The organism is Rhodoferax sp. WC2427, assembly GCF_040822085.1.
Taxonomy (GTDB): domain Bacteria; phylum Pseudomonadota; class Gammaproteobacteria; order Burkholderiales; family Burkholderiaceae_C; genus Rhodoferax_B.
Window position 1 is genome coordinate 3,236,786 of sequence record NZ_CP162006.1, and the last position, 10,313, is coordinate 3,247,098.

At 64.3% G+C, this 10,313-nt stretch carries 12 protein-coding genes; 6 read left to right on the top strand and 6 right to left on the bottom strand.

Annotated elements, in window-relative coordinates; translation table 11 throughout:
- Nucleotides 1–146 precede the first annotated feature (146 nt).
- The 3 genes from AB3G31_RS15280 (at nucleotide 147) to AB3G31_RS15290 (ending at nucleotide 2,966) form a co-directional block, all read left to right on the top strand.
- The gene (locus AB3G31_RS15280; protein ID WP_367846937.1) at nucleotides 147–824 is read left to right on the top strand and encodes a GntR family transcriptional regulator; all 678 of its coding nucleotides are present in this window, start codon (nucleotides 147–149) and stop codon (nucleotides 822–824) included.
- A 142-nt stretch (nucleotides 825–966) separates the two neighbouring features.
- The gene (locus AB3G31_RS15285; protein WP_367846938.1) at nucleotides 967–1,389 is read left to right on the top strand and encodes a nuclear transport factor 2 family protein; all 423 of its coding nucleotides are present in this window, start codon (nucleotides 967–969) and stop codon (nucleotides 1,387–1,389) included.
- Nucleotides 1,386–2,966 carry a gamma-glutamyltransferase family protein gene (locus AB3G31_RS15290; RefSeq protein WP_367846939.1) on the top strand — a complete coding sequence of 527 codons (1,581 nt, stop codon included), beginning with the start codon at nucleotides 1,386–1,388 and terminating at the stop codon, nucleotides 2,964–2,966. Before AB3G31_RS15285 ends, AB3G31_RS15290 begins: the two co-directional genes overlap by 4 nt.
- Nucleotides 2,967–3,046: 80 nt before the next feature.
- Here the strand turns inward: AB3G31_RS15290 and AB3G31_RS15295 are convergent, their stop codons facing one another.
- Genes AB3G31_RS15295 through AB3G31_RS15305 form a run of 3 tightly spaced genes read right to left on the bottom strand, consistent with a single transcriptional unit; the run spans nucleotide 3,047 to nucleotide 5,200 of the window.
- On the bottom strand, nucleotides 3,047–4,141 hold the full coding sequence (locus tag AB3G31_RS15295; RefSeq protein WP_367846940.1) for a patatin-like phospholipase family protein: 1,095 nt from the start codon (nucleotides 4,139–4,141) through the stop codon (nucleotides 3,047–3,049).
- Between the two features lie 34 nt (nucleotides 4,142–4,175).
- A complete protein-coding gene (gene map / locus AB3G31_RS15300; protein ID WP_367846941.1) occupies nucleotides 4,176–4,967 on the bottom strand; it encodes a type I methionyl aminopeptidase in 792 nt (263 codons plus the stop codon).
- Nucleotides 4,964–5,200, bottom strand: a complete 237-nt coding sequence (locus AB3G31_RS15305; RefSeq protein WP_367846942.1) for a ParD-like family protein — start codon at nucleotides 5,198–5,200, stop codon at nucleotides 4,964–4,966. Before AB3G31_RS15305 ends, map begins: the two co-directional genes overlap by 4 nt.
- A 402-nt stretch (nucleotides 5,201–5,602) precedes the next feature.
- On the opposite strand from AB3G31_RS15305, the gene ahpC reads away from it, so the two are divergent.
- Together ahpC and ahpF are read left to right on the top strand one after the other, a co-directional pair.
- Nucleotides 5,603–6,166, top strand: coding sequence for an alkyl hydroperoxide reductase subunit C (gene ahpC / locus AB3G31_RS15310; protein ID WP_367846943.1), 564 nt, complete (start codon nucleotides 5,603–5,605; stop codon nucleotides 6,164–6,166).
- Between the two features lie 64 nt (nucleotides 6,167–6,230).
- Complete coding sequence (ahpF, locus tag AB3G31_RS15315) at nucleotides 6,231–7,790, top strand: alkyl hydroperoxide reductase subunit F (RefSeq protein ID WP_367846944.1); 1,560 nt, start codon at nucleotides 6,231–6,233, stop codon at nucleotides 7,788–7,790.
- 29 nt (nucleotides 7,791–7,819) lie between these two features.
- Here the strand turns inward: ahpF and AB3G31_RS15320 are convergent, their stop codons facing one another.
- Together AB3G31_RS15320 and AB3G31_RS15325 are read right to left on the bottom strand one after the other, a co-directional pair.
- On the bottom strand, nucleotides 7,820–8,419 hold the full coding sequence (locus AB3G31_RS15320) for a hypothetical protein (RefSeq protein WP_367846945.1): 600 nt from the start codon (nucleotides 8,417–8,419) through the stop codon (nucleotides 7,820–7,822).
- A 69-nt stretch (nucleotides 8,420–8,488) separates the two neighbouring features.
- Entirely contained in the window at nucleotides 8,489–8,998 is a 510-nt protein-coding gene (locus AB3G31_RS15325; RefSeq protein WP_367846946.1) for a hypothetical protein, read from the bottom strand.
- A 189-nt stretch (nucleotides 8,999–9,187) separates the two neighbouring features.
- On the opposite strand from AB3G31_RS15325, the gene bfr reads away from it, so the two are divergent.
- On the top strand, nucleotides 9,188–9,664 hold the full coding sequence (gene bfr, locus AB3G31_RS15330) for a bacterioferritin (RefSeq protein WP_367846947.1): 477 nt from the start codon (nucleotides 9,188–9,190) through the stop codon (nucleotides 9,662–9,664).
- A 94-nt stretch (nucleotides 9,665–9,758) separates the two neighbouring features.
- On the opposite strand, the gene AB3G31_RS15335 is transcribed toward bfr, so the two are convergent.
- Nucleotides 9,759–10,310 carry a GNAT family N-acetyltransferase gene (locus AB3G31_RS15335; protein ID WP_367846948.1) on the bottom strand — a complete coding sequence of 184 codons (552 nt, stop codon included), beginning with the start codon at nucleotides 10,308–10,310 and terminating at the stop codon, nucleotides 9,759–9,761.
- Nucleotides 10,311–10,313: the final 3 nt, after the last annotated feature.

Genomic DNA, 10,313 nt, shown 5'->3' on the forward strand with positions numbered 1-10,313 from the left:
TAATTGTTCAACAATATGACTTTCGCGGGTGATGAATAAACGCCGGATTCCTAGGTGAAAACCCGTTATTCGTTGAACAGAGGTCAGCGCGCAAGAGCGAAAACCTGTTACAAAGCATGCGCCACCGCACTCTGAAGACCTGCTCCATGTCCCTTCCCTCCGCGCCCCCCTCCCTGGCCCCGACCTTGAGCGAGCGCATCGCCGACCAGTTGCGCCAGAAGATCACCCTGGGCGAGTTTTCGCCGGGGCAACGGCTGTCCGAGCAGGCGCTCAGCGACAGCCTGGGCATCTCGCGCAATACCTTGCGCGAAGTGTTCCGGGTGTTGACCAAGGATGGCCTGCTACGGCACGAGCCGCACCGGGGCGTGTTTGTGGTGGTGCCCAGCATCGCGGCCGTCATCGACATCTACCGGGTGCGGCGAATGATCGAGTGCCAGGCCCTGGCCCTGGCCTACCCGCGCCACCCGGCGAAAAAAAGCATGCGCGCCGCCGCAGAGAAAGCGCTACAGGCGCGGGACGCGGCCGACTGGCTCAGCGTGGGTACGGCCAATATGGACTTCCACACGGCGGTGGTGGAGCTGGCAGACAGCGAACGTTTGAATGTGATGTTCCGGCAAATCCTGGCCGAGTTGCGGCTGACCTTTGGCTTGCTGCAGGATGCCGAGTTTCTGCACGAACCCTATGTCGACATGAACCTGCGCATTCTGGAACTGGTAGAGCACAACGAGATGGCCAAAGCATCCGCGGCCATGCTGGACTACCTCATCCACTCCGAACGGATTGTGTTGGCCGTGTATGCGCGGCGGGTGTCGCGCGAGGGCTGAAGGCGCAGGCCACCTGGCCCACAATGCCGCCATCGGCGCACTACTATTTCGATAGCTGCTCACGCTTGTCCCATCAGCACAGGCGGCCTGAAAAGCTCAAAGCCCGAAGAACTGGCATATTCGTTGCACGCATGCCAACACCATGCCCAACCACTCCCCACCCGACCCCGGCCAGCAAGCCAAAGCGCTGATTGAGCTCTTTTTGCAAACCATCATGGTGCCCGACCCCGAGGGCGCGCGCGCCTTCACCGCACCCGACCTGCGCATCCGCTTCACCGGAGGCATTGAGATGCACGACCCGGCCGAATGCAGCCGCTTCAACGCCAGCCGCTACGCCTGGGTAAAAAAGCGCTTTGAGCAGACCGACGTGGTGGCCGGGGCTACCGAGGCTGAGGCTATCGTCTACAACATCGGCACGCTGTATGGGGCCTGGCAGGACGGCACCCTGTTCGAGGGCAACCGCTATGTCGACCGCTACGTCGTATGCCATGGCCTGATCGTGCAGATGGACGTGTGGAACGACAGCGCCGAATGGCTGCTGCAGCGCGCAGGCCTGGTGCCATGAGCCTGGCCACCTCCACCCGTGGCATGGTCACCAGCCCCCACGGCCCGGCCACCGAAGCCGGTCTGACGGTGCTGGCCCAGGGCGGCAACGCCATTGAGGCGGTGATTGCCACGGCGGCCAGCCTGTGCGTCACCTACCCGCATTTTTGCGGCCTGGGGGGTGATGCCTTCATGCTGATCGCCGATGCGCGTGGCCAGGTGCACAGCCTGTCAGGCATCGGCCAGGCCGCCCAGACATTGCCCACCTACACCGGCAGCATCCCCACGCGCGGCCCGCAGGCCATGTTGACCAGCGCGGCGGCGGTGGACGTGTGGGCCCAGGCCTTTGCCCTCAGCCGCGACAAGTGGGCGGGCAAAGAAAGCTGGGCCGGGCTGCTCACCCCCGCCATCGACCTGGCCCGCGACGGCTTTGCCATATCCGAATCCGAGCGCTTCTGGCTGCAGTTTCGCCAGCCCGAAGCCCGCGCGCTGCCCGATGTCTACGGCCACTTCCTGGTCGATGGTGCCGTGCCCGCACCGCAGCAGCTGCGCCACCAGCACGCCTTGGCCGCCACGCTGGAGACCCTGGCACTGCGCGGCCCGCGCGACTTCTATGAGGGCCAACTGGCCGCCACCATCGCCCGGGGCCTGGCCCAGGCCGGCTCGCCCCTGACCGCCGCCGACTTGGCCCAGACCCATGCCCGCTTGGAGGCCCCGCTGCAACTGCCCTACCGCGACGGCACCCTGGTGGCCCACCGCCCGCCCACGCAGGGCATCACCACGCTGGAGATCATGGGCATCCTGGACCGGTTCGACCTGCGCAGCATCCCCGAGGGCAGCGCCGACTACTACCACCTGCTGGTCGAAGCCGTGAAACGCGCCTTCATCGACCGCAACCGCTTCGTTGCCGACCCCGACTACGCCGACGTGCCCACCGAGCGCCTGCTGTCCCCCGCCTACCTGGACCAGCTCGCCGCCTCCATCCGCATGGACCAGGCCCTGCCCTGGCCGCACACCTTCCAGACCGGCGACACCGTGTTTCTGGCCGCTGCCGACCGCTACGGCAACGCCGTGTCCATGCTGGCCACCACCTACTTCGACTGGGGCAGCGGTGTACTGGTGGGCGACACCGGCCTGCTGTGGCACAACCGGGGCGCGGCCTTCTCGCTGGACCCGCAGCACCCCAACGGCCTGGCCCCCGGCAAACGCCCGTTCCACACCCTGAACCCCGGCATGTATTTGCAAAATGGCAGGCCCACTTTGCTGTACGGTACCCAGGGCGCTGACGGCCAGCCGCAAACCCTGGCCGCCATCCTGACCCGCCTGATCGATTACGGCATGGACCCCTACACCGCCCTGGCCCGCCCGCGCTTTCTGCTGGGCAAAACCTTCTCCGACGCCCGCGACTCGCTCAAGCTGGAAGACGACGTAGCCGCCGATGTCTTTGCCGATTTAGCCCGCCGCGGCCACGCCCTCAGCCCCCTGCCCGCGCGCAGCCCGCTGATGGGGCACCCCGGGGCCATCCGCATCGATCCCGCCACGGGCGAGATGACCGGAGCGCACGATCCGCGCAGCGATGGGCGGGCAATGGGGGTGTGACCGGCCACCGTGGCGCGCTATTCATTCGATAGCTTCTTACGCTTATGGAATAAGCGCCAGAGGCCTAAAAGGCTTGTAACCTATTCCTCCCCCCGGTTGTACCGGTCCACATTGCGCATGCCTGCGGTGTCCCCCGGCACGGGCCGCTGCAGGGCCTCTTGCCCGCGCTGGTAGCCGTATTGCCATTGGGCATCCATGGCCCGCACGTATGCCGCGTAGTCGATGGGCTGGGCCAGCACGATGCGGTTGCGCCACCACTGCAGCTGCCGTTGCACCGGCTGCACCGGCAACGCGGCCGCCACGTCGGAGGTGTCAAACCACACGTCGGCTGGTTGCGCGTTGACATGGCGCAGGCGCTGGTTGCCGTCCAGCCCCAGCACGGCGCGCCAGGCGGGGATTTCGAAGTGCTGGTCGAACGACTCTTTGAACTCCAGCATCACGGTGTCGGCCAGCCGGTGGGCCAGTTCGATGGGGAACAGGTCGACCACCCCGCCGATGTAATGCCCGGCCCCATGGCGGTAGCTTGGGAAGTAGTAGAAGTCGGTGATGGCCATGCGCGCGGCGGCGTCCAGTGGCAGGGTGGTGTCGGTCTGCACGCCCTGGGCCACCGCATGGTCGCCCCAGCGCGGGTCGGCAAACGGCGATGCCATGCCCTGCACCAGGGCCGCCACCCGCTGGGGCCCGAACACGGTTTGCGCGAACAGCTTGCGCTTGCCGCGCGGCTGGCCCACGTCCGCCGGACCAAACAGCAGTTGGCCCCCGATGGTGGCTACGGTGACTTCCGAGCGCGCAGCCGGTGGCGGCAGCGGCAACTGCGGGGGGATTTCAAACAGGTAGTCATTGAACACATCCGGCACACGCGGTGCGCATTGGCGCGACAGTTTGCGTCGGGCCGCGCCCGCCAAGGTGCGCACGATGCTGGCCTGTGGCGCGGGCTGCAGGCTGCCCCAGAACCGGTACATCTGCGGCGAGTTGAGCCAGGCTTTGCGCTGTGCGTCGTCGGGCAGCGCCTGGATGATGGCCGCCGCAATCGCTCCGCCACAGGTGGCCAGCAGCAGATCGGGCGCCCGGCCCGCATCGCGCGCGGCGGCATACATGCCCAGATAGATGCCAAATCGGAAGCCGCCGCCAGCGAAGACCATGCAGCGCTGGTATTTGGGATGGGGAAGGTGCATGCGGGGACGATAACCGACCCCGCAGGCCGTTCCCTCAAATCGCGCTGTACGCCCCCACGCCCTCCGGCCAGGGTGTCAACACTTCAAAGCCGGTTTCGGTTACCGCCACCATGTGCTCCCACTGGGCCGAGAGCGAATGGTCTTTGGTGACCACGGTCCAGCCGTCGGGCATTTCCTTGGTGTCGCGCTTGCCTGCGTTGACCATGGGCTCGATGGTGAAAATCATGCCCGCCTGCAGCCGCAGCCCCTCGCCGCGCCGACCGTAGTGCAGCACCTGCGGGGTGTCGTGGTAGATCTGCCCGATGCCGTGGCCGCAGTACTCGCGCACCACGCTGAAATGCTCGCGGTGCGCCACGCTCTGGATGGCGTGGCCCACGTCGCCCAGGGTTGCGCCCGGCTTCACCTGCAGAATGCCCGCGCGCATCGCCTCGTAGGTGGTCTCGACCAGGCGCTTGGCCAGCGGGCTGGGTTCGCCCACAAAATACATGCGGCTGCAGTCGCCAAACCAGCCGTCCTTGATGATGGCCACGTCGATGTTCACGATGTCGCCGCGCTTGAGCACCTTGGCCGACGGAATGCCGTGGCAGATCACGTGGTTGACCGAGGTGCACACCGTCTTGGGGTAGCCGTGGTAGCCGATGTTGGCGGGCACTGCATCCAGCACGTCCACGATGTAGTCGTGGCAAATCTGGTCCAGCGCCTCGGTGGTGATGCCCGCCACCACGTGCGGCGTGATCATGTGCAGCACATCGGCCGCCAGGTGCCCGGCGCGGCGGGCCAGCGCGACTTCGGCCGGGCTGCGGATGGTGACAGTTTCGCCGTTCATGCCCGCACCCTTTGCGGCAGCGCGGCAACCTGCGCCTCGGCCTGGATTTCATCCTGGATCTGGTCCTGGATCAAGAGGCGGCACAGCTCCCCGTACTTCAGTTCCGGATGCAGCTCGCACATCATGCCAATGCGCAGCCAGTGCTCGGCCTGGGCGTTGATAGAGCGGCTTAAAGCGCCGCTGGCGATGCGCACGTTGGCGTGCATAGGTTCTGAGATTTTGACGAGGCCCAAGCTGACTCCAGTATATGAAACGACTATGAATCATATATTCTAACGCCTGCATGCTCGACCCGCCCGCGCAGCTGGCACCGATTGCTGCGGTTTTGATAGTTAAAAATAGGAGCTGCTCGCGCTGGTTCTATCAGCGCAAGCCCTCATTTTGGCTCCTGAAAATCGGGCTAAAAGTTTGGAACCGCCTCAACCCATATCTCTGGAAGCATCGCTTGCAGTACCGCGATCGGCTGTAGGCACTGGACGCTTACCCGCAGGGCGACCACAGCAGTCAATGGCTACTAAAACTATGGTGCAAATACAAATTAACTATTAAATGAGTCTATTTAATAGCCTATCATTCAGCGTGGTAGCCCATGCATACCGCATCCAGCCACTCACGTTTTTTTATAGGAAACCACCATGTCCCTGATCAATACCCAAGTCCAGCCTTTCAAGACCGAAGCCTTCCACAACGGCAAGTTCGTGACCGTCAGCGACGAGACGCTGAAGGGCAAATGGTCTGTGCTGATCTTCATGCCGGCGGCTTTCACCTTCAACTGCCCCACCGAAATCGAAGACGCGGCCGACAACTACGCCGAGTTCCAGAAAATGGGTGCCGAGGTCTACATCATCACCACCGACACGCATTTCTCGCACAAGGTGTGGCACGAAACCTCGCCTGCCGTAGGCAAGGCCAAGTTCCCGCTGGTGGGCGACCCTACCCACACCCTGACCAACGCGTTTGGCGTGCACATCCCTGAAGAAGGCCTGGCACTGCGCGGCACCTTCATCATCAACCCCGAGCTGGTGATCAAGACGGCCGAAATCCACTCCAACGAAATCGCCCGCGACGTGAAGGAAACCGTGCGCAAGCTGCGCGCTGCACAGTACACCGCCGCCCACCCCGGCCAGGTCTGCCCCGCCAAGTGGAACGAAGGCGCAGCCGTGCTGACCCCTTCGATCGACCTCGTCGGCAAGATCTAAATCTGTAAAAACCCCGCTGCCGTTGGCTCACGAGGCCAGCGGTGGCATTGACCGAAAGAACACCATGTTGGACGACAGCCTCAAGGCACAACTGAAGAGCTACCTGGAACGGGTCACAAAGCCGTTCGAGATAGTGGCATCGCTGGACGACAGCAAAGGCGCGGCAGAGATGCGCGGCCTGCTGGAGGACATCATTGCGTTGTCCGACAAAATCACATTGAAGACCGATGGCACCGACGCACGCAAGCCATCGTTCAGCCTCAACCGCATTGGCAGCCAGATGAGCTTGCGCTTTGCCGCCGTGCCCATGGGCCATGAATTCACCTCGCTGGTGCTGGCCCTGCTGTGGACCGGCGGCCACCCGCCCAAGGTGGAGGCCGACGTGATCGAGAGCATCAAAGCGCTGGACGGCGACTTCAACTTCGAGGTCTACATGTCCCTCAGCTGCCACAACTGCCCCGACGTGGTGCAGGCGCTGACGCTGATGTCGGTACTCAACCCCAAGGTCAAAACCGTCATCGTCGACGGCGCGCTGTACCAGGACGAGGTCAACGCCCGCGAAGTCATGGCCGTGCCCAGCATCTACCTGAACGGCAGCCACTTCGGCTCAGGCCGCATGACGGTGGAAGAAATCGTCACCAAGCTCGACACCGGCGCCGCCAACAAAGACGCGGCCCGGCTCTCGGCCAAGGCCCCCTATGACGTGCTGGTGGTCGGCGGAGGCCCCGCAGGCGCAGCAGCGGCGGTGTACGCCGCCCGCAAGGGCATCCGCACCGGCATTGCCGCCGAGCGCTTTGGCGGCCAGGTGAACGACACCATGGCCATCGAGAACTTCATCTCCGTGCTGGAAACCGACGGCCCCAAGTTCGCCATGGGCCTGGACGCGCACGTCAAAGCCTACGGCGTGGATGTGATGAACCTGCAGCGCGGCGACAAGCTGATCCCGGCGGCTACGCCCGGCGGCCTGGTCGAGGTGCAGCTGGCCAACGGCGGTTCGCTCAAGTCCAAGACCGTGATCGTCACTACCGGCGCGCGCTGGCGCAACGTCAACGTGCCCGGCGAACAAGAATACAAAAACAAGGGCGTGGCCTACTGCCCGCACTGCGACGGCCCGCTGTTCAAGGGCAAGCGCGTGGCGGTGATCGGCGGCGGAAACTCGGGTGTCGAGGCCGCCATCGACCTGGCTGGGCTGGTGGCGCATGTGACCCTGATCGAGTTTGGCGACGCGCTGCGCGCCGATGCCGTGCTGGTCAAGAAGCTGCACAGCCTGCCCAACGTCACCGTGCATGTATCGGCGCAGACCACCGAGCTGACCGGCGACGGCGGCAAGCTCAATGGCCTGACCTACACCGACCGCGCTACCGGCGAGAGCCACCACATCGAACTGGAAGGCTGCTTCGTGCAGATCGGCCTGGTGCCCAACACCGAATGGCTCAAGGGCACGCTGGAACTCAGCAAGCACGGCGAGATCATCGTGGACAACCGCGGCCAGACCTCGGTGCCCGGTGTGTTCGCCGCGGGCGACGCCACCACCGTGCCGTTCAAGCAGATCATCATCGCCGCAGGCGACGGCGCCAAGGCAGCCCTGGGTGCATTTGACCACCTGATCCGCGCAGCCGCCTAAGGCGACTGAGGAGCCTAGCTGCGCGCCGGTCAATACGGCAATTGAAAGCCGTTACGACCGGCGTTGATGCGGATGGCGGTGGGCTTGCCGTCCAGTTCCCGGGCCGACAGCGACACGCTGGCCCCGGCCACCAGCAGGCTGCGGTCGCCCGGGCGGAAGGTGACGATGGGCGCATCGACGGGCACCACAATGGCCCGTGCACCGTCCTTGTACTTCAGCTGCAGCGTGCGGCCCGTGGGCGAGGCCGCCACATCGGCCACCGTGGCATTGGTCATGGTGCTTTGCGGCTGCAGGTCAAACGGGCGGTGGCCCTCGCCCGCGCCGCGGGCGGATTCGGGGAACACGGTGACCGCAATCGCGCGCTCGGTGCCATCGGCCTGCGGCATGGCGGCGGTGCCGATGAAGCTGCCCGGCTGGATGTCGGCCAGCGCAATCGGATACACCTCGGACACCACCAGATTCGCGGGCAATGCCAGCACCACCACCTCGCCGCCACGGACCTGGACGGTCAGGGTATCGGTGGTCACGCTTTGCACCGTGCCGCGCAGGCGCAGGGTGGGCGGTGCCGTCTGGGCGGCAGCCAGGCTGGCCGCTAAACACAGGGCCAGGGCCGCAGTGCGGCGTGTCATCAACATCATGGGAAATCGCTTCGGCAAAGTGGAGCGACCAGTCTATCGGCGTGGTGTAAAGCCGCCGGGTTACAGGGGCTCTCGCTGCTCCATCAGGCGCTGCAAGGTGCACTGCAGCACCCGGGCATCGCTGCTGGCGCGGTGGCGCTGCAAACCCAGTTCGCCGCTGACCTGCTGCTTCACATCGTGCCAGCGCGCGGCCTCGTCATCGCTGAGCAGGGAGCGCAGGTTTTCCAGCTTGAAATACGGGCTCAGGTCGACCGCTTCGAACAGGGCACCGATCCAGGTGAAGTCGTTGGCCCAGCCATCGGAATACACGGTCTGGCCCCGCAGGCGGGTGTTGAGCAGGTGCGCCACGTCCAGCGCCGAGCGGCCCACTTTTTCAGCCAGTGCGCGGCTGATGTGGTGCAGCTTTTCGGCCTCGGGGTCCCAGTGCACCCAGTCGGGTTCGGGCCGGATCAGGGTGCAAAACGATTGGCCGTCCGGCAGGATGCACCCAACTTCGATCGGGTAACTGCGCCGACCAAAGCCCGAGGCCTCGATATCGAGCACGGCGGGCATGGTAGTGGTGCAAAACATGTAACCACTTTACATGGCTTGCCCGCCGGGTCAATCCTTTTAGCGCTTTGCGAATGCCTATCACGCGTGTTCGCACTCAGACCCCGAAAGTGGGGCTATCGCCGCGCATTTTTTGATTTACCGGCTGGCGTCGCCGACAATGCGCGCTAACGCAATCTTGCGACCACACATTCACAAAGGACAGCCACCATGAAGGGCGACATCCAAGTCATCGCGCATCTGCAAGCGCAACTCAAAAACGAGCTCACCGCCATCAACCAGTACTTCCTGCACTACCGCATGTACAAACACTGGGGCCTGGACAAGCTGGCGAAGAAAGAATACGAGGAATCCATCGGCGAAATGAAGCACGCCGACAAGCTGATGGACCGCATCTTCATGCTCGACGGCCTGCCCAACCTGCAAGACCTGGCCAAGATTTTGGTGGGTGAAGACGTGCCCGAGTGCCTGGCATGCGACCTGAAGGCCGAACAAGGTGCCCAGGCCACCATCAAGGACGGCATCGCCCACTGCGAAGCCGTGCGCGACTACGTCTCCCGCGACCTGCTGCAAGGCATCCTGGACGACACCGAAGAGCACATCGACTTCCTGGAAACCCAGATCGATTTGCTGGGCAAGGTCGGTATCCAGAACTACCTGCAAAGCCAGATGGGCGAGCTGGCCTAAGCCCTCCCCTGCTGCCGCGCATAGCGACTAGGCGTTCAGTCTAGTCGCTATTTTTTTGCTAGCTTCTTACGCTTATGGATATTGAGCTGCAGGGCTATTCTGCATAATTTTTACGTGCCAAACGGTACAGATGGTGCAGGCGCAATGCGTGGCCTTCGGGCACCTGGGGGTGTTCGAACGTGCCGGATGCCTGCATGCCCAGGCGCTCCATCACGGCGCGGGAGCGCAGGTTGGGCACGGCGGTGAACGACACGATTTCGGCCAGGCCGAGGCGGTGGAATCCGAAATGCAGGGCGGCCCTGGCGGCCTCGGAGGCCAAGCCTTGGCCCCAGTAGGGCTGGGCCAAACGCCAGCCGATTTCTACGCAGGGTGAAAACGGCAACATTGGCGACGGCACGTGCAGGCCCACAAAACCGATGAACTGCTGCGTCTCTTTCAGTTCCGCCGCCCAAAAACCCCAGCCCCGCTCCTCGATCAACGCCTCGCAGATACCGGCCATGTGGTCGCTCTCGGCGCGGGAGCGCACCGCCGGGAAGAACTCCATGACCTGCGGGTCGGCATTCAGCGCGGCGAACGGGGCCCGGTCCTGCGGCAGCCATTGGCGCAGCCGCAGACGGGGCGTTTCCAAGGCGATGGGTTCAGGCATGGT